16 protein-coding genes and 1 tRNA gene are annotated in these 18,637 nt (G+C 71.9%); 4 read left to right on the top strand and 13 right to left on the bottom strand.

Annotated elements, in window-relative coordinates; genetic code table 11:
* Positions 1-137: 137 nt before the first annotated feature.
* The 7 genes from ACFSL4_RS21640 to pgsA form a co-directional block, all read right to left on the bottom strand.
* A complete protein-coding gene (locus tag ACFSL4_RS21640) occupies positions 138-890 on the bottom strand; it encodes a YebC/PmpR family DNA-binding transcriptional regulator (RefSeq protein ID WP_381085339.1) in 753 nt (250 codons plus the stop codon).
* Between the two features lie 49 nt (positions 891-939).
* The gene (pdxT, locus tag ACFSL4_RS21635) at positions 940-1,548 is read right to left on the bottom strand and encodes a pyridoxal 5'-phosphate synthase glutaminase subunit PdxT (protein WP_381085336.1); all 609 of its coding nucleotides are present in this window, start codon (positions 1,546-1,548) and stop codon (positions 940-942) included.
* Positions 1,549-1,583: 35 nt separating this feature from the next.
* Positions 1,584-2,495 (bottom strand): pyridoxal 5'-phosphate synthase lyase subunit PdxS, encoded by a 912-nt coding sequence (gene pdxS / locus ACFSL4_RS21630; RefSeq protein ID WP_381085333.1) that lies wholly within the window; start codon positions 2,493-2,495, stop codon positions 1,584-1,586.
* 174 nt (positions 2,496-2,669) lie between these two features.
* Positions 2,670-3,215 carry a LemA family protein gene (locus ACFSL4_RS21625; protein WP_381085330.1) on the bottom strand — a complete coding sequence of 182 codons (546 nt, stop codon included), beginning with the start codon at positions 3,213-3,215 and terminating at the stop codon, positions 2,670-2,672.
* Between the two features lie 288 nt (positions 3,216-3,503).
* Positions 3,504-4,664, bottom strand: coding sequence for a glycosyltransferase family 4 protein (locus tag ACFSL4_RS21620; RefSeq protein WP_381085327.1), 1,161 nt, complete (start codon positions 4,662-4,664; stop codon positions 3,504-3,506).
* Positions 4,661-5,629, bottom strand: coding sequence for a phosphatidylinositol mannoside acyltransferase (locus ACFSL4_RS21615; RefSeq protein ID WP_381085324.1), 969 nt, complete (start codon positions 5,627-5,629; stop codon positions 4,661-4,663). The genes ACFSL4_RS21620 and ACFSL4_RS21615 overlap by 4 nt, the downstream gene beginning before the upstream one ends.
* A 28-nt stretch (positions 5,630-5,657) precedes the next feature.
* Positions 5,658-6,341, bottom strand: coding sequence for a phosphatidylinositol phosphate synthase (gene pgsA, locus ACFSL4_RS21610; protein ID WP_381085321.1), 684 nt, complete (start codon positions 6,339-6,341; stop codon positions 5,658-5,660).
* Between the two features lie 305 nt (positions 6,342-6,646).
* Here pgsA and ACFSL4_RS21605 point away from each other — a divergent pair, with 305 nt between their 5' ends.
* Both ACFSL4_RS21605 and ACFSL4_RS21600 read left to right on the top strand, forming a co-directional pair.
* Entirely contained in the window at positions 6,647-8,845 is a 2,199-nt protein-coding gene (locus ACFSL4_RS21605) for an elongation factor G-like protein EF-G2 (protein WP_381085318.1), read from the top strand.
* A 217-nt stretch (positions 8,846-9,062) separates the two neighbouring features.
* Positions 9,063-10,721 (top strand): hypothetical protein, encoded by a 1,659-nt coding sequence (locus tag ACFSL4_RS21600; protein ID WP_381085315.1) that lies wholly within the window; start codon positions 9,063-9,065, stop codon positions 10,719-10,721.
* 114 nt (positions 10,722-10,835) lie between these two features.
* Here ACFSL4_RS21600 and ACFSL4_RS21595 read toward each other — a convergent pair whose 3' ends face one another.
* Positions 10,836-11,417 carry an HIT family protein gene (locus ACFSL4_RS21595; protein ID WP_381085312.1) on the bottom strand — a complete coding sequence of 194 codons (582 nt, stop codon included), beginning with the start codon at positions 11,415-11,417 and terminating at the stop codon, positions 10,836-10,838.
* A gap of 67 nt (positions 11,418-11,484) precedes the next feature.
* Between ACFSL4_RS21595 and ACFSL4_RS21590 the strand changes: the two genes are divergently transcribed.
* A complete protein-coding gene (locus ACFSL4_RS21590) occupies positions 11,485-12,144 on the top strand; it encodes an ion channel (protein ID WP_381085309.1) in 660 nt (219 codons plus the stop codon).
* Positions 12,145-12,213: 69 nt separating this feature from the next.
* On the opposite strand, the gene thrS is transcribed toward ACFSL4_RS21590, so the two are convergent.
* From thrS to ACFSL4_RS21575, 3 genes are all read right to left on the bottom strand, one after another.
* Complete coding sequence (gene thrS, locus ACFSL4_RS21585; RefSeq protein WP_381085307.1) at positions 12,214-14,190, bottom strand: threonine--tRNA ligase; 1,977 nt, start codon at positions 14,188-14,190, stop codon at positions 12,214-12,216.
* Positions 14,191-14,289: 99 nt separating this feature from the next.
* Entirely contained in the window at positions 14,290-15,504 is a 1,215-nt protein-coding gene (locus ACFSL4_RS21580) for a hypothetical protein (RefSeq protein ID WP_381085305.1), read from the bottom strand.
* Positions 15,501-16,067, bottom strand: coding sequence for a DUF4365 domain-containing protein (locus ACFSL4_RS21575; protein WP_381085302.1), 567 nt, complete (start codon positions 16,065-16,067; stop codon positions 15,501-15,503). Before ACFSL4_RS21575 ends, ACFSL4_RS21580 begins: the two co-directional genes overlap by 4 nt.
* A 168-nt stretch (positions 16,068-16,235) precedes the next feature.
* Here ACFSL4_RS21575 and ACFSL4_RS21570 point away from each other — a divergent pair, with 168 nt between their 5' ends.
* Positions 16,236-16,961, top strand: coding sequence for a 3'-5' exonuclease (locus tag ACFSL4_RS21570; RefSeq protein ID WP_381085299.1), 726 nt, complete (start codon positions 16,236-16,238; stop codon positions 16,959-16,961).
* Positions 16,962-17,038: 77 nt separating this feature from the next.
* On the opposite strand, the gene ACFSL4_RS21565 is transcribed toward ACFSL4_RS21570, so the two are convergent.
* Both ACFSL4_RS21565 and ACFSL4_RS21560 read right to left on the bottom strand, forming a co-directional pair.
* A tRNA-Val gene (locus ACFSL4_RS21565) sits at positions 17,039-17,110 on the bottom strand.
* A 39-nt stretch (positions 17,111-17,149) separates the two neighbouring features.
* A complete protein-coding gene (locus ACFSL4_RS21560; protein WP_381085296.1) occupies positions 17,150-17,596 on the bottom strand; it encodes an SRPBCC family protein in 447 nt (148 codons plus the stop codon).
* Positions 17,597-18,637: the final 1,041 nt, after the last annotated feature.

Below are 18,637 nucleotides of genomic sequence, written 5' to 3'. Positions count from 1 at the left end.
GGGTGCCACCGACAACGACCGGCAAAGCGGCGGGCCGACGTGGCGGGCCGACATGAGGGGAGGGGCGGACGAGGCCCTCGGCGAGGGGCCGGGCGACGGGTGGCCGGTCCCGTCGGCCCGTTCGGCTCGCGGCAGCGCTACGCGCCGGCCTTCTCCATGATCTCGTCGCTGACGTCGAAGTTGGCGAAGACGTTCTGCACGTCGTCGCTGTCCTCGAGCGCGTCGATCAGCTTGAAGATCTTCTTGGCGCCCTCCTCGTCCAGCTCGACCTGCATGGTCGGGACGAAGTTGGCCTCGGCGGAGTCGTAGTCGATCCCGGCGTCCTGCAGGGCGGTGCGGACCACGACCAGGTCGGTGGCCTCGCTGATCACCTCGAAGGACTCACCGAGGTCGTTGACCTCCTCGGCACCGGCGTCCAGCACGGCGCCCAGGACGTCGTCCTCGGTCAGCTCGCCCTTGGGGACGATCACGACGCCCTTGCGGTTGAACAGGTACGAGACGGAGCCGGGGTCCGCCATGGAGCCGCCGTTGCGGGTCATGGCGACGCGGACGTCGGAGGCGGCACGGTTGCGGTTGTCGGTCAGGCACTCGACGAGCACCGCGACGCCGTTCGGCCCGTACCCCTCGTACATGATCGTCTCGTAGTCGGCACCGCCGGCCTCCAGGCCCGCGCCACGCTTGATCGCCGAGTCGATGTTCTTGTTCGGCACCGACTGCTTCTTGGCCTTCTGTACGGCGTCGTACAGCGTCGGATTGCCGTCCACGTCGGCGCCGCCCATACGCGCCGCGACTTCGATGTTCTTGATCAGCTTCGCGAAGAGCTTGCCGCGCTTGGCGTCGATCACGGCCTTCTTGTGCTTCGTCGTGGCCCATTTAGAGTGGCCGGACATCTGCCTGTCTCCTTCGCGTAACCCATCTCTGTACGGAACGCCAGAGATCCTACAAGGACTCCGGTGTCCGCCCGGCGCGCACCATGTCGACGAACAGGGCGTGCACCCGGTGGTCACCGGTCAGCTCCGGGTGGAACGACGTGGCGAGCGCGTTGCCCTGGCGCACGGCGACGATGTGGCCGTCGTACTCGGCCAGCACCTCCGCCCCGGCGCCGACGGACTCGACCCATGGGGCGCGGATGAAGACGCCCTCTACAGGATCGCCCTCGATGCCCCGGACGTCGACCGACGCCTCGAAGGACTCGTTCTGCCGCCCGAAGGCGTTGCGGCGCACGATCATGTCGATGCCGCCGACGGTCTCCTGGCCCGAGCGCGGGTCGAGGATCTTGTCGGCGAGCATGATCATGCCCGCGCAGGTGCCGTACACGGGCATGCCTCCGCGCACGCGCGCGCGAAGGGGTTCCATCACTCCGAAGAGGACGGCCAGCTTGGAGATGGTGGTGGACTCGCCGCCCGGGATGACGAGGCCGTCGACCTCGGCGAGCTCTTCGGGGCGCCGCACCGCCCTGGCCACGGCGTCGGCCGCGGCCAGGGCGATGAGGTGCTCCCGTACGTCGCCCTGGAGGGCCAGGACGCCGATGACAGGTGCGTCAGTCATGTACGTGATGTCCTCGTGCGGTGATGCGGCAGCCGTCACCAGCCGCGGTTGGCGTAGCGCTCGCTCTCCGGAAGGGTGTCGCAGTTGATGCCGACCATGGCCTCGCCGAGGTTGCGGGACGCGTCCGCGATGATCTTGGGGTCGTCGTAGAAGGTGGTGGCCTTCACGATGGCGGCGGCGCGCTTGGCCGGGTCGCCGGACTTGAAGATGCCGGAGCCGACGAAGACGCCCTCGGCGCCGAGCTGGCGCATCAGGGCGGCGTCGGCCGGGGTGGCGACGCCACCGGCGGAGAACATCACCACCGGGAGCTTGCCCAGCTCGGCGACCTCCTTGACCAGCTCGTAGGGGGCACGCAGGTCCTTGGCGGCGGCGTACAGCTCGTGGTTGTCGAGGCCGCGCAGCCGGGCGATGTCGCCCTTGATCTGACGCAGGTGGCGGACCGCCTCGACGACGTTGCCGGTGCCGGCCTCGCCCTTGGAGCGGATCATCGCGGCGCCCTCGGCGATGCGGCGCAGGGCCTCGCCGAGGTTGGTGGCGCCGCAGACGAACGGCGTGGTGAAGGCCCACTTGTCGGAGTGGTTGGCCTCGTCGGCCGGGGTGAGGACCTCGGACTCGTCGATGTAGTCCACGCCGAGCGACTGCAGGACCTGGGCCTCGACGAAGTGGCCGATCCGCGACTTGGCCATCACCGGGATGGAGACGGCGCCGATGATGCCCTCGATCATGTCCGGGTCGGACATGCGGGCCACCCCGCCGTCCTTGCGGATGTCGGCCGGCACCCGCTCCAGGGCCATGACGGCGACGGCGCCCGCGTCCTCGGCGATCTTCGCCTGCTCCGGCGTGACGACGTCCATGATCACGCCGCCCTTGAGCTGCTCGGCCATGCCGCGCTTGACGCGGGCGGTGCCGGTCTCGGGGGTCTGGGGGGAGGAGAGCGTGCTGGACACGGGGTTTCGACCTCATTCTGGGAAGGCGGAATGCTGCTGGGCCGAGGAAACGGGACGGAGGCAGTCCACGACAAGGGCCAATGGGAAGCCGGTGGATCGTTTTGCCTGGCCATGGAGCCCTGACCTGCGAATTCCGCCCGGTCGGCCCATGGACGCGCCCGGCCGCTTCGATCGTCAGGCGGTCGGCCGGTCCGTCAGCGCCGCCGGTGGTTCGTCGTCCATCTCGAACGCCAGCGGGAAGGGTGCGTGGCCCGCGAGACGGAACCAGCGCACCTTGCGGTGGCGCCGCAGCGCCCGCGCCGCCCGCACCGCGTCGTTGTGGAACCGCCGGGCCATCGGCACCCTCCGCACCGCCTCGGTCAGCTCCCGCGCGGCCGCCTCCCCGCCGGGGGCCTCCCGGACCGCCTCGACCTGCTGCGCCTCCTCGAAGACGGCCCTCAGGGCCTGGCTCAGCTCGCTCTCGGCGACCTCCCGCTGCTCCTCCTCCGCCTGACGGGCGGCGTGCGCGGCCTCGTAGAGGACGATCGAGGCTGCCGGGTCGAGCACCCCCGAGGTGGCCAGTTCCTGGGCGACCGAGGCCCGCCGCAACAGCTGCGCGTCGAGCGCGGCGCGCGCCGCGTCGATCCGGGAGTGCAGCCGGTCGAGGCGGCCCGCGGTCCAGCTCAGGTAGAGGCCGATCGCGACGAGGGCGACGAGGATCCAGATGAGGGTTGCGGTCACGGGCGGCAAGGCTACCGGGCCGCCGACGGGGCCCGGCCGGGCCCCGGACGCTTCCGGAAGGACCGTGCGCGCCGCGGGGACTCGGAGGCCCGGCGGGGCCCTCCCGGGCGCCGTACAGGGCCTGCCACGGCCCGCCGGGCCCGGAAGCGGCCACCCCCGTGGCGGCCGCCGGCGGCTGTCACCGGCCCGTTCCCGCTGCGCACCGCTCCCGGGTGCAGCGGCCGTCGGCCGTCCGCGCGTGCGATGGCCCGGGGCCTGGCCGCTGCCCGTACGGCCGGTCGTCCCGATTCAGTCCCGCGCCAGCCCCAGGCGTGCCCGCAGACCCGTGCGTTCGTCCGCCGCCACCGCCGCCGCGCCGTCCGTCACCGTCTCGTAGACCGACAGGATGTCCGCCCCGACCGTCGACCAGTCGAAGCGCCGTACGTGGGCGCTCCCGCGCGCCCGGAGTTCGGCGCGCCGCTCCGGGTCGCCCAGCAGTCGTATCGCCGCGTCGGCGAGCGCGTCGGCGTCCTCGTTGGCGAACAGCTCGCCGGCCGCTCCCCGGTCCAGGACCTGCGCGAAGGCGTCGAGATCGGAGGCGAGCACGGGCGCCCCCGCCGACATGGCCTCGACCAGGATGATCCCGAAGCTCTCGCCGCCGGTGTTGGGCGCCACGTACAGGTCGACGCTGCGCAGCAGGCGCGCCTTGTCCTCGTCGCTGATCATGCCGAGGAACTCCACGCGCGGGCGCAGCTCGGCGGGCAGCTTCTCCACCGCCTCCTCCTCGTCGCCCCGCCCGGCGACCAGCAGCCTGGTCCCGGGACGGGCGGCCAGGATCCTGGGCAGCGCCCTCATCAGGACCGGCAGGCCCTTGCGCGGCTCGTCGATGCGCCCTATGAAGCCGATCGTCTCTCCCTGCCACTCGGGCTTGGGTTCGGCCCGCGCGAAGAATTCGACGTCCACGCCGTTCGGGATGACCACCGCGTCGCCGCCGAGGTGCTCGACGAGCGTGCGCCGGGCGTACTCGCTCACGGCGATCCGCGCGCTGATCTTCTCCAGCGCCGCCTGGAGGATCGCGTACGCGGCGACCATGGCCCGGGAGCGCGGGTTCGAGGTGTGGAAGGTCGCCACGATCGGGCCCTGCGCCGCCCAGCAGGCCAGCAGGCCCAGCGACGGCGATGTCGGCTCGTGGATGTGGATGACGTCGAAGCGGCCCTCGTGCAGCCAGCGCCGGACCCGGGCGGCGCTGAGGAAGCCGAAGTTCAGACGGGCCACGGAGCCGTTGTACGGCACCGGGACCGCGCGGCCCGCCGAGACCACGTACGGCGGCAGGGGGGTGTCGTCGTCGGCGGGGGCGAGGACGGAGACCTCGTGCCCGAGGCGGATGAAGTACTCGGCCAGATCGCGGATGTGGAACTGGACGCCGCCGGGCACGTCCCAGGAGTACGGGCAGACGATGCCGATCCTCACGAGGTCCCCTTCTCGGGATCTTTCTCCGTGCCGTTCGCGGGATTCCCGGCGTCTTCCCCGTGATCCCTCGCCGGATCCAGGTCGGCGAGCCACAGCCGCTGCAGCATGTGCCAGTCCTCCGGATGCTCGGCGATCCCCGTGGCGAAGGCGTCTGCCAGCGCCTGTGTCATGACAGACGTCTTCTCAGCCCGGTCGCCTGTCGCCGGTACCTCGATCGGGGGATGCACACGGCCCCGCATCACGGGCGAGTCGTCGTACCAGAGGGTCACCGGCAGCAGCACCGCCCCGGTCTGCCGGGCGAGCAGCGCGGGCCCCGCCGGCATCCGGGCCGTCTCTCCGAAGAAGTCGACCGCGACGCCGGAGGCGGACAGATCGCGGTCGGCGACCAGGCAGACCAGCCCGCCGCCCCGCAGCCGCCGCGCCAGGGTGCCGAAGGCGGAGCCGCCGTTGTGCGGCAGCACCTCCATGCCGAGGCCCTCGCGATAGGCGACGAACCGGTCGTAGAGCGTCTCGGGCCGAAGGCGCTCGGCGACCGTCGTGAACGGTATCCCCAAAGCGGTGGTGACCCAGGCGCCGGCCAGGTCCCAGTTGGCCAGGTGCGGCAGCGCGAGGACGACGCCCCGGCCGGCGGCCAGTCCGTCGGTGAGGTGGTGCAGGTCCTTCGGGTCGAAGCCGCTCCTGATGCGCTGCTCGCTCCACACCGGAAGCCGGAAGGACTCCATCCAGTAGCGCAGGTACGAGCGCATGCCGGCCCTGGTGAGTTCGGCGAGGTGCTGCGGACTCGCGTCGGGCAGCACGCGCGCGTAGTTGCTCTCGAGCCGTCGCACGCCCTTGCCGCCCTGCTTCCAGGCGAGATCGGCGATGGTCCGGCCCAGCCGGGTGGCGACGGGCTCGGGCAACGTCTTGACCGTGCTCCAGCCGAGGCCGTAGAGCCCGTCCGTCAGCCGCTCCTGGAGGCTGGTCACGTCGCCGCCTCGCTCTCGTACCGGCCGCTCACTTCGCCGCCTCGCTCCCCTGCGAGGCATTCTCGCTCGTCTCCGCCTGCGCGGCGTCCGCCTCCGCGGCCTCCCGGCGCACCGTGACGACCCGCTGGATCAACGTGACCAGGCTGCCGACGGCGACGATCCACAGCGCGATGGGCAGCAGCACCTGGATGCCGGGAACGCCGAACCTGTGCAGTCCGGCGAAACCGGCCGCGACCAGCGAGACCACCAGGCGTTCGGCGCGCTCGACGAGCCCGTTGACCGCGACGGGCAGGCCGATGGACTCGCCGCGGGCCTTGGTGTACGACACCACCTGGCCGCTGGCCAGGCAGAAGATAGAGACCGCGCAGAGAACGTTGTCGTCGCCGTTGCCCGCGTACCAGAGGGCGAAGCCCCCGAAGATCGCGCCGTCCGCGACCCGGTCGAGCGTGGAGTCCAGGAAGGCGCCCCAGCGGCTTGAGCGGCCGAGCTGGCGGGCCATGTTGCCATCGACGAGGTCCGAGAACACGAACAGGGTGATCACGACCGTGCCCCAGAAGAACTCACCCCTGGGGTAGAAGACCAGCGCGCCCGCGATCACGCCGGCGGTGCCGAGGAGCGTGACCGTGTCGGGGCTGACGCCCCGGCGGATCAGAAACGCGGCGAACGGTGTGAGGACACGCGTGAAGAATGCACGCGCGTACTTGTTCAGCATGGCCTTCCCGACGGTCGGTGAGCCGCGCGGCCCTGCTGGCCACCGGCTGGCCCATCGTAGCCACGGGTGCGCGTGCGCGAGGGGCGGGCACCCGCGCCCCTGTGTCACGTCCTGGTGGCGCCCGGGTCACGGCGCGGTCGCGACGCGCGGAGCACCCTCCGGCGTCGAGATCACGTCCTTCGTATGGACGCACCGTGACACGAGTGCAAAGCTCGAAGACACCGCGGGCGCCGTCGGAGCCGCCACTCACGCGGAGCCGGCCGCCCGCGCCCACAGTGACCTCACCGTGCACGGGAGGCAAGGCCATGGGCGACAAGGCGAACGCACACCCCGGAGCCGCCGGCAGGGCTACGGCGGCCGACCACCCCGCGTCCGTACGGAATGTGGTGCTGGTCGGCCACAGCGGATCGGGCAAGACGACTCTGGTGGAGGCTCTCGCGCTGACCGCGGGAGCGGTGAACCGGGCGGGCCGGGTGGAGGACGGCGGCACCGTCTCCGACTACGACGAGATCGAGCACCGGCAGCAGCGCTCGGTACAGCTCTCCCTGGTTCCCGTCGAATGGGACGGGATCAAGATCAACCTGCTGGACACCCCTGGATACGCCGACTTCGTCGGGGAGCTCCGGGCCGGTCTGCGCGCCGCGGACGCGGCCCTCTTCGTCGTCTCCGCCTCCGACGGGGTCGACGGCTCGACACGCATGGTGTGGGAGGAGTGCGCGGCCGTCGGCATGCCGCGCGCCATCGTGATCACGCACCTGGAGGCCGCGCGGGCCGACTTCGAGGAGATGACCAGGGCCTGTGCCGAGGCGTTCGGAGCCGACGACCCGGACGCGGTGCTTCCGCTGTATCTGCCGCTGCACGGTCCGCAGGGACCCGACGGACACGCGCCCGTGACCGGGCTGACCGGGCTGCTGACGCAGAAGCTGTTCGACTACTCGACCGGCGAGCGCAAGGAGTCCGAGCCGGGCCCGGAGCAGTTGCCGCGGCTGGAGGAGGCCCGCAACCGGCTCATCGAGGGCATCATCGCCGAGAGCGAGGACGAGACCCTCATGGACCGCTATCTGGGCGGCGAGGAGATCGACCTCGGCATCCTGGTGCAGGATCTGGAGCGGGCCGTGGCCCGCGGGGTCTTCTTCCCGGTCCTGGCCGCCGCCCCCGCCGCCGAGGGTGCCCGCCAGGGCCTCGGCACTGTGGAGCTGCTGGAGCTGGTCACCGGCGGCTTCCCGACCCCGCTGGAGCCGGAGGCGCCGACGGTCACCACTCCGGACGGCAAGCCCCGTGAGATCGAGCTGTGCGACCCCGACGGGCCCCTCGTGGCGGAGGTCGTCAAGACGTCGTCCGACCCGTACGTGGGCCGTGTCTCGCTGGTGCGCGTGTTCTCGGGCACTCTGCGTGCGGACGAGACGGTGCATGTGTCCGGGCACGGGCTGGCCGACCGCGGGCACGAGGACCACGATGTCGACGAGCGCATCGGCGCCCTGTCCTCGCCGTTCGGCAAACAGCAGCGGCCGCTGACGCACTGCATCGCGGGCGACCTCGCGTGCGTGGCGAAGCTGGGCCGGGCCGAGACCGGGGACACCCTCTCGGCCAAGGACGACCCGCTGCTGATGCAGCCCTGGCAGATGCCCGACCCGCTGCTGCCGCTCGCCATCCAGGCGCACAGCAAGGCGGACGAGGACAAGCTCAGCCAGGGGCTGACGCGGCTGGTCGCCGAGGATCCCACCATGCGGCTGGAACACAACCCCGGCACGCACCAGGTGGTGCTGTGGTGCCTGGGTGAGGCGCACGCGGACGTAGCGCTGGAGCGGCTGCGCAGCCGCTACGGCGTCCAGGTCGACGTGGTGCCGCACAAGGTCTCCCTGCGGGAGACGTTCGCGAACAGGTCCGCGGGACGGGGCCGCCATGTGAAGCAGTCCGGCGGGCACGGCCAGTACGCGATCTGCGAGATCGAGGTGGAACCGCTGCCCGGCGGCTCCGGCGTCGAGTTCGTCGACAAGGTCGTCGGCGGGGCAGTGCCCCGGCAGTTCATTCCGTCCGTAGAGAAGGGCGTCCGCGCGCAGGCGGCCAAGGGCGTGGCCGCCGGCTATCCCCTCGTCGACGTCCGGGTGACGCTCCTGGACGGCAAGGCGCACTCCGTCGACTCCTCCGACGCCGCCTTCCAGACGGCGGGTGCCCTCGCTCTGCGCGAGGCGGCGGCCGACGCCGCCATCCACCTCCTGGAGCCGGTCGCCGAGGTGACGGTGCTCGTCGGCGACGACTACGTCGGCGCCGTGATGAGCGACCTGTCCGGGCGGCGCGGCCGGGTGCTGGGCACCGAGCAGACCGGCGGCGGCCGCACCCTCGTACGGGCCGAGGTGCCGGAGATCGAGATCGGCCGGTACGCGGTCGACCTCCGTTCCCTCTCGCACGGCACGGCGCGATTCAGCCGCTCCTACGCGCGGCACGAGCCGATGCCGCCGCAGGTCGCGGAGAAGATCCGCAAACAGGAGCAGGAAGCCTCGTAGTCGGCTCCCGCCGGCGCGGACATTCGTCGGCGGACGGCTTCTGGGCCGTCCGGGCGGACGGCCCAGAAGCCGTCCGCCGACGAATGTCCGCGCCGGCGGATACGCTGATCACCTGGTCAAGTTGAGACGCGATCAGCGCGATGACCTGTTCAACAGGTGTGCGGAGCAAGGAAGTCGGGAAGGCCGCAGGAGCGGGTTGGGCGGCGATGGGGGCGGCATGACGGACGGATTCGATTTCAGCCCCGGGGCCCAGGTGCCCCTCTCGGGCTCCGCGGGCCAGACGGCGGCGACCTACGCCCTGGCCTCGGCGGCCTACCGGGACGCGAAGGTCGAGACGATCCTCGACGCGGACAACGAATGGCACCAGTCGGCCGTCAGCTCCGGCCGCCCGTGGGCGAAGATCTTCCGGCCGAACCTCGGCGAGGCGTTCTCGCTGGCGGTGCGGGACCGCATGCTGGGCGCCGGCCGCAAGGCGCTCATCCAGTCCTTCGGCACCGAGCCGCAGGTGGTCGTGGAGCACTGCCTGGCCGCCCACCGCATCCGCAGGGAGCGCGACAACTGGCTGTCGGCCGTGACGGTGCTGTGCGGGGTCCTGTTCCTGCCGGGGCTGCTGGTGTGGCTGCTGGTCTTCCAGATCCGGGCCACCATCACCAAGCGCGACGACAAGCGCGCCCCCGCTCTCGCCACCGCCCTGCTGGTCGCCGTGGGCGTCCTGGCCGTGATCTTCCTGATCCGCATGCCGTTCACGGGTTTCTGGGCGTGGTACGCGCGCGCGACGGTCGTCATGCCGGTCGTCGGCTGGCTCTGGGCGAAGCGGATCTGCGAGCGCACGGCGAAGGACCTGCGCGACCGCTGGGACAACCTGCTCGCGGGCGGCGGCCTCGGCGCGAAGATCCCCGAGGCCGTGCCCGGCAGCCCCGGCGAGACCGCCGCCGAGCGGCTGCGCCAGGCACTCGCCCGGCTCAGCGCCGAGCAGCAGTCCAACTCCGTCTTCTACGCGGGCCCCAAGGGCATCCTCGGCATGGGCACGCGCTGGGGCAGCTGGCAGCTCGCCGAGGACCTGGTGCCGCGCGATCCGGACAGGGAGATCCACCCCTTCCGCAGCTGGGACGTGATCAAGGCCATCCACGACCAGTTGCGCATGCTGGAGCGCGGCCCGCTGAACACCGGCGGCTTCCCGACCCCGTCGGTCAAGCACTGGATCGTCAGCCCGATCGGTGAGAACGCGAAGGAGGTCTCCCGCCCCTCGGGCACCGACGTGGACGCGTACCAGATCAAGCCGCACGCCATACAGGAGATCTGCAACAAGCAGCAGTTCGGCAGCGGTCAGCGGCACTACCTGGGCGTCCAGTGGACCCTCTGGGACGGCCAGCTGATCATCACCATGATGATCACGGTGACGGTCCTGCACGAGACGCTGCGCATCGAGGTCACCGGGCATGCCCTGGGACCTGTGAACGCGCTGTTCACGAGCAAGCCGTCGGCGCCGACCAAGAAGGTGCAGAAGTCGGTCAGGTTCTGGGAGACCCGTGAGGTGAAGCTCCCGCTGGTCGACACGGACGAGGTGGTACGGCTCGCGGTGCGGGCCCCGCTCACCGGATACCCGCCGCTGCTGAACTGGCTCGGCGGCTCGCTGACCCTGCCCGAGCCGTTCGGACTGCGCCACGCCTGGGCGGACCAGCCCTGGCGCCACCGCTTCATGGCGGACGACGCGCTGCGCGCGGCCACGCCGGTGCTGCGGGTCGTGCACGCGGCCGCTATCCGGGTGCTGAAGGAGAACGGCGTGGACACGGAGAAGTTCGGCACACGGTCGTCGTTCCTCAGCACGCAGGTGCAGGACGTGTCGCCGCGGAAGGCGGACGTGTACGACGCGTAGTGCCTCCGGCGGTGGGTGGCCGCCTCCGGGGCTGCTTCCCCGGACCGCGCCGCCGGCCCGGACGGCATCGTCCCCGAGCGCCGGGGGCCCGGCGCCCGCGGGCCTGCGGCGCGGTCAGGACGGGTCCGGCGTGCTCGGGTCCTTCGGCCAGGCCTCCGCCAGCATCGTCCGGGTGTCGGCCAGCAGTTGCGGCAGCACCTTCGTGTGGCCGACCACCGGCATGAAGTTCGTGTCGCCGCCCCAGCGCGGCACGATGTGCTGGTGCAGGTGGGCGGCGATGCCCGCGCCGGCGACCCCGCCCTGGTTCATGCCGATGTTGAATCCGTGGGCGCCCGAGGCGCTGCGCAGGGCGGTCATGGCCTGCTTGGTCAGCTCGGCGAGTTCCGCGGTCTCCGCCCCCGTCAGGTCGGTGTAGTCGGCGACGTGGCGGTAGGGCACGACCATCAGGTGCCCGCCGTTGTACGGGTACAGGTTGAGGACGGCGTACACCTGCTCACCGCGCTTGACGATCAGCCCGTCCTCGTCGGACTTGGCCGGGATCGAGCAGAACGGGCAGCCGTCGCCGGCCCCGGGACCGGTCGGCTTGTTCTCGCCCTGGATGTAGGCCATCCGGTGGGGCGTCCACAGGCGCTGGAACGCGTCCTGCGTACCCACTCCGATCTGCTGCTCCGGCTCACTCGTCATGCAGTGCAGCATATGGCTTCGCCCGTTCGCGGCGTGTCGGCGGGGCCCGGGCCGAACCGTGCGGAGCGAAGCTGGGCCGATGGACGACGGCAGCCGCACGGCACGCTGGGAGAGACGCCTGGGACCCCCGCTCGGAGCGGCCTCCCTCCTCTATCTGGCCTCGTACGCGGTGCGGGTCCTGGCACCCGGCCTGCCCGGGCCCGCGCGCGATCTGTGCCTGGCGGTGACGGCCGCGACCTGGACGCTGTTCGTAGTCGACTACACGGTGCGCTGGCGGCTGAGCGGCCAGGGGCTGCGCTTCGTCCGCCGCAACTGGCTGGACTCGTTGGTGGTGCTGCTGCCCCTGCTGCGGCCGGTGCGCATCGTGCGGGTCTACGACGCCCTGCGGGAGCGCCGCCAGGGGCATCCCGTGATGTCCCTGCAGGCGCGGGTGATCCTGTACGCGAGCATGTCGGTGGGGCTGCTCGGCTTCGCCGCCGCACTCGTGGTGTACCAGCACGAGCACACGGTGCCCGGCGCGTCGATCCGCACCTTCGGCGACTCGCTGTGGTGGGCGGCCTCCACCCTGAGCACCGTGGGCTACGGCGACGCCGTCCCGGTGACGGTGGTGGGACGCGTGGTCGCCGTGGCCCTGATGGGCTGCGGCGTCGCCTTGCTGGGCGCGGTGACGGGCTCGTTCTCGTCGTGGCTGATGCAACGGTTCGCACGGGGAGACGACACAGGGCCCCCGAGGAACTGAGGTTCCCGGAGGCCCTGCGTCCCGTACGCGTCCCGACGGACCCGTGCCGACCGCGCCGACCCGTACGGATCAGACCTGGGCCCGCTCCTCGACGACCTTCACGATCTTCGCGATGGCCTCGTCGAACGGGATGCCGTTCTCCTGCGAGCCGTCCCGGTAGCGGAACGAGACGGACCCGCCCGACATGTCCTCGTCGCCCGCGATGACCATGAAGGGCACCTTCTGCTTCTGGGCGTTGCGGATCTTCTTCTGCATCCGGTCCGAGGAGGAGTCGACCTCGACGCGGAGGCCCTTCCTCCGGGCCGCCGCGGCGAACTTCTCCAGGTACTCCACATGGGAGTCGCCGATCGGGATGCCGACCGCCTGCACCGGGGCCAGCCACGCCGGGAACGCGCCCGCGTAGTGTTCCAGGAGCACCGCGAAGAACCGCTCGATCGAGCCGAAGAGGGCCCGGTGGATCATGACCGGACGCTGCTTGGAGCCGTCCGGACCCGTGTATTCGAGGTTGAAGCGCTCCGGCAGGTTGAAGTCGAGCTGGACCGTCGACATCTGCCAGGTGCGGCCGATCGCGTCCTTCGCCTGGACCGAGATCTTCGGGCCGTAGAAGGCCGCGCCGCCCGGGTCGGGAACCAGCGGGAGGCCCTGCTTCTCGGCGACCTGACGCAGGGTCTCGGTGGCCTCCTCCCATGCCTCGTCCGAGCCGACGAACTTCTCCGGGTCCTTGGTGGACAGCTCCAGGTAGAAGTCCGTGAGGCCGTAGTCGCGCAGCAGGTTCAGCACGAAGGTGAGCGTCCTGTCCAGCTCGTCGGCCATCTGCTCGCGCGTGCAGTAGATGTGCGCGTCGTCCTGCGTGAAGCCGCGGGCGCGGGTCAGGCCGTGCACGACGCCCGACTTCTCGTAGCGGTACACGGTCCCGAACTCGAAGAGGCGCAGCGGCAGTTCGCGGTAGGAGCGGCCGCGCGCGTCGAAGATCAGGTTGTGCATCGGGCAGTTCATGGGCTTGAGGTAGTAGTCCACGCCCTCGTCGAGTTGCATGGGCGGGTACATGCCGTCGGCGTACCAGTCCAGGTGGCCCGAGGTCTCGAAGAGTTTCCCCTTGGTCGCGTGCGGGGTGTAGACGAACTCGTACCCCTCTTCCTCGTGGCGGCGCCGTGAGTAGTCCTCCATCACCCGGCGGACGATGCCGCCCTTCGGATGGAAGACGGCGAGGCCGGAGCCGATCTGCTCCGGGATCGAGAACAGGTCCAGCTCGGCGCCGAGCTTGCGGTGGTCGCGCTTCTCGGCCTCGGTGAGGAAGTCCAGGTACGCCTTCAGCTCGTCCTTGGACGGCCAGGCGGTGCCGTAGATGCGCTGGAGCATCGGGTTCTTCTCGCTGCCGCGCCAGTAGGCGGCAGCGTTGCGCATCAGTTTGAACGCCGGGATGGCGCGGGTGGAGGGCAGGTGCGGACCGCGGCAGAGGTCCTTCCAGCACAGCTCGCCGGTCTTGGCGTCCAGGTTGTCGTAGATCGTCAGCTCGCCTGCGCCCACCTCGACGTCCGCGCCGTCCTCGCTGGAGGCCGAGCCCTTCAGGCCGATCAGCTCCAGCTTGTACGGCTCGTCCGCCAGCTCCTCGCGGGCGGCCTCGTCGGTGACGACGCGGCGCGCGAAGCGCTGGCCGCGCTTCTGGATCTCCTGCATCTTCTTCTCGATGGCCTTGAGATCCTCGGGCGTGAACGGCCTGTCCACGTCGAAGTCGTAGTAGAAGCCGTCCTTGACCGGCGGGCCGATGCCCAGCTTCGCCTCGGGGAAGATCTCCTGCACGGCCTGGGCCATCACATGCGCCGTGGAGTGGCGCAGAATGTTGAGGCCGTCGTCGGAGGAGATCTCGACGCCCTCGACGGTCTCACCGTCCTTCACCTCGTGGCCGAGGTCCTTCAGCTCGCCGGCCACGCGCGCGGCGATGATCGAGCGCTCGCCGGCGAAGAGGTCGGCGGCCGTAGTGCCCGTCGTCACCAGGCGCTCTTCCCGCTCGGAATCGCGTTGGATGATCACACGGACGTCTGACACCGGTCTCTCCTGACTGCTGGTGGATGCGGCGCCATACCTGGAGCGCGCGCATGACTGGGATCGTACCGACCGGGAGCCGCCCCCCGCGAAACGGCGACGTCACTCGCCGCCGCACACCTCCTCGAAGAAGTCCAGGTCGTCCTGGAGCGACTTCATCAGCCGGTCCCGCTCGGCGTCGTCGACCTGCACCGGCACCACCCCGGAGGGACCCACGAGCCGCCGGAAGCCGCCCCGGCTCTCCAGCCGCCCGTGCACCCGCACCGGCAGCCCGACCAGGTGGGCATGGCCCGCGATCCGGTAGGCGTCCTCGTCCAGCGTCATCCGCACATGGGAGACCTCGGCCCCGGCGATGACCCGCAGGCGGACATCGCCCTCGCCGCGGGGCTCCGCCCGGCGCATGCGGACCACGGCCCCGGTGATCCGCACCGGCACGGACGGCTCCTCGCGCAGGTAGCGGGCGCCGGCCTCGCGCAGCGCGGGCAGGTCGCCGGGCGAGAACTCGACGGGCTCCGCGGGCGTCGCGCAGTCCTCGGGGACACCGGCGGCGGGCGCCCACTCCACGGCGATCCCGGCGCCTTCGGACCCGCGCACCAGGGCCACGAGCGCCTCGGTCAGCTCGTGGCTCACGCCCGCGCCGACGGCCACGTCGAAGGCGTCCATGCCCCCGGTGGCCCGCCGGTAGTCCACCGCCTCCCGGGCCGCGAACAGCGCCTGGTGCAGGCGCACGGCGAGCGGCCGGCCCGTGGGGACGGGCACGAAGGCGGTCAGCCGGCGGCCGCCGGGCGCGGCGCCGACCAGGACGTTCTCCAGGGCCGCGGCGGCGGGTCCGCGGTGCCGGACGCCGTGGTAGCCGACTCGCGCCCGTGTGGCGAGCGCGCCCGCCAGCAGCGTCCGGCGGGCCGCGGTGCGCAACTGGTCCTCGACGTCCCAGGGCACCGTGCCCACCACGGACGCGGGCACATCCCGCCACCAGTGGATCTCGTCGCTGGGCACGGCGAGTCCGACCAGCACGTCGCGGGCCGAGGGCGAGCCGCTGCGGTACAGGGCGACGAGGGCCTCACCGAGCAGGTCGTCGCTGTCGGGGAAGGAGCGGCTCTCGGGCACCAGCAGGCTCGTACCGCCACCGGGGCCCGGCGGGGTCCAGCGGCCGTAGCGCCCGGGGGCACCGCCGCGGCGCTGCCAGCCATGGCGGTGCAGCAGGGCGCTGAGCACGGCGGGATCGACCTGGTCGGCGGTGGGCGGCCGGTTCCACGGCGGCTCGGCCGGGTACGGCCGGACCGCGCGGTCCGGTTCGCCGACGGGACGGTGCGTCACGGTCTGCCTCCCGTTCCGACCCGGGTCATGATCTCGCAGAGCGCGCGGTCGTCGAAGATGCGCGAGGTCGGGATGCGCACGGTGGTGCGGCGCCGCCCCGTGACGGGGTGTCCGGCGAGGTTGGTCCAATAGCAGCAGTGCCGCAGGTCGAGACGGTCGTGGCCGGCCCGCAGCCATTGGTCCTGCGACCGCGGGACGATCATCACGACGAGGATCTTGTGCACCGAGACGGGGGTGCGGGCGAGCTTCGCCAGGTGCTCGTTGTCCAGCGTGAAGGAGAAGAAGCGGCCCGGGGGGTTCGGCTGGACCTGGTAGGTGCACTTGAGCTGCACCTTGATCGTGACCTCGTCGTCGACCGTGTGGCCGGGGGCGCTGTGGCTGACGTGCCAGTCGATGCCGTTGTCCGGGAAGGGCTGCGACAGCGAGCAGCCGGCCGCGGCGGCGACCGCGTGCAGGTAGCCGACCTGCAGCGTCTCCATGCAGGCGGTGACGGCGAGTGTGCCGCGATGGGGTGCCGTCCGTTCGGGCAGCAGCCCGCCCCGCTCGGGCTGCGCGATCGCCATGGCCAACAGCCTTCCCGTTCCGGTGGATCGCCGTTTCGGGTCGCTGAACTGCAAAGACCCGTAATCGTGTTGTGTCCTTCCGGCGTACGGCGCAAACAGCCCGGGTATCACCGAACGGGGCAGAAGACGGTCGTCAACTGCCGAAAGTGAACGAGGAGTTGGGTGCGTATGACGTGCTGGTACGAGGGCCCTCTGGCCGCGTTCGACACGGAGACCACGGGCGTGGACGTCGAGACCGACCGGATCGTGTCGGCCGCCGTCGTCGTCCAGGACGCCCCGGGCTCCCGGCCGCGGGTGAGCCGCTGGCTGGTGAACCCGGGGGTGCCGGTGTCCGCGGAGGCGACGGCGGTGCACGGGCTGACGGAGGAGCATCTGCAGCGCAACGGCCGCTGGCCGTCGCCGGTGATGGAGGAGATGGCCAGGGAGCTGGGCGCGCAGGCCGCGCGGGGCCGGCCGCTGGTGGTGATGAACGCGCCGTTCGATCTGACGCTGCTGGACCGGGAGTTGCGCCGGCACCGGGCGTCCTCGCTGGATCGCTGGTTCCCCTCGGCACCGCTGTGCGTGCTCGACCCGTTGGTCCTGGACAAACATCTGGACCGCTACCGCAAGGGACGGCGTACGCTCACCGACCTGTGCGCGCACTACGGGGTCGTGCTGGAGGACGCGCACGACGCGGCGGCGGACGCGCTGGCCGCGCTGGAGGTCGTACGGGCGGTGGGGCGCCGTTTCGCACCCCGGCTGGAGCGGCTGGCACCGGCGCAACTGCACACCCTGCAGGCGGTGTGGCACGCGGCGCAGGCACGCGGGCTGCAGGCGTGGTTCGCGCGGGCCGGCGCGGAGGAGCCGGTGGATCCGGCGTGGCCGCTGCGTCCGGAGCTGCCGGCGGCGGCCTGAACCGCGGCCGGATGGCACCGGGCATGCCCCCGGCATGCGAAAACCGGCCCGCCGATGACGGACCGGTCTTCTCCGGGTGGGCGATACTGGGTTCGAACCAGTGGCCTCTTCGGTGTGAACGAAGCGCTCTCCCACTGAGCTAATCGCCCGGGAACGCACTGAACAATACAGGTCCCGGCGGGTCTGCTTCAAACCGCTTCCAGATGGGCCACCAGCCCGCGCCGCCCCGCTCGCATCATCAGCCGGTGGTTGACGCGGAAGACCGGCCTTCCCGGCACCGCGAGCCGGCGCAGCAGCGGCTTGCACACCTCGGCCATCTGCTCGTAGCGGACGAGGCTGCCCGCACCGGCCGCGATGACCGTCCAGCGGGCCCAGCCGTCGATGTCACCGCTCGTCGAGATCTCCAGTACCCCGGCCGCCGGATCACGCCGCGTCTCACGGGCGGTGAAGGCAAGGTCGTAGGGCAGGACGGAGCGGACGCGGACGGTGCCTGTCACGCCGTCGGTCCGGTGCACCTCGCGCACCTGCGGCCACCAGCGGGGACAGTCCTCCACCCGCTCCAGCACGGCGTACACCTCGCCGGGTGGCGCGGGCAGGGGCCACAGGCTGCGGAAGCGGTACCGGTTCCAGTCCATGGGCAGAGTCTGCCCGTGGCAAGCGGGACCGCACGGCATCTGAGTACGGTCTGAGTACACGCACTCATGCCCTGTGGCGCGACGCCCGCCACGCTTCAGGACATGCCCCCCCCTTCCGCCCCCGGCCGAGGAGTTGCGGCTCCTCGATGCCGAGCTGCGGCGACTCGACGCCCGCCGGGCCCAGTTGCTGGCACGGCGCGCCGTGGTGATCGGTGCGCTCCAGCCGCCCGTCGCGCCGCCCGTCCCCATGGCCCCGCGCCGGCCGGAGGCCACCGCACCCGGTGTGCAGAACGTGCTCCTCGTCCTCGGCGGCATCCTGCTGACCATCGCCGCGATCGCCTTCACGCTGCTCAGCTGGGGCCATCTGGGGATCGCCGGGCGGTCGCTGGTGCTCGGCGCGGTGACTGCGGCGGCGCTGGGCGCACCCGTCCCGCTCGTGGGACGCCGTCTGCGCTCGACCGCGGAGGCGGTGGCGGGCCTCGGCCTGGCGCTGACGGTGCTCGACGCCTACGCCCTGCACGAGGTCGCGCTGCCGGAGGCGGGCGGCACGGGCTACGCGGCCGGCGCCGCGGCGGTCCTGGCCGCGGTGTGGTGGGGGTACGGCAGAAGCCTCGGCGCCCTGCGCGTCCCCCTGCCCGCCGCGCTCGCGGCCGCCCAACTCCCCCTTCCGCTGGCGGCGGTGGCGGCCGGTGCAGGTCCGCACACGCTCACGGCCGCGCTGCTGGTGACCGCCTCGGCCGACACGGTGGCCGCGCTCNNNNCTGCTGGTGACCGCCGCGGCCGACACGGTGGCCGCGCTCCGCACGCCGCTGACGTCCGTACGCGTCACCGCCGCCGTCGGCGCGTGCTGGACGGGCGGATGGGGCGTACTGACGGCCGGCCGGCTCTCCTGGGAGGCCACCGGCCCGAGCGCCGCCGCCCGTGCGGCGGCGCTCCTGGTCCTCGCGGCGGCGATCGCGCTGAAAGTGGCGTGGGCCGTCCCCGGCCCGGCCCTGGCCACCGCGCTCGCCCTCGTCGACGGCAACCGCGGCGACTGGGCGG

The organism is Streptomyces caeni, assembly GCF_042678285.1.
GTDB lineage: Bacteria > Actinomycetota > Actinomycetes > Streptomycetales > Streptomycetaceae > Streptomyces > Streptomyces caeni.
The sequence above is the reverse complement of the archived record's forward strand: the minus strand, read 5'-3'. Positions and strand labels throughout refer to the sequence as shown.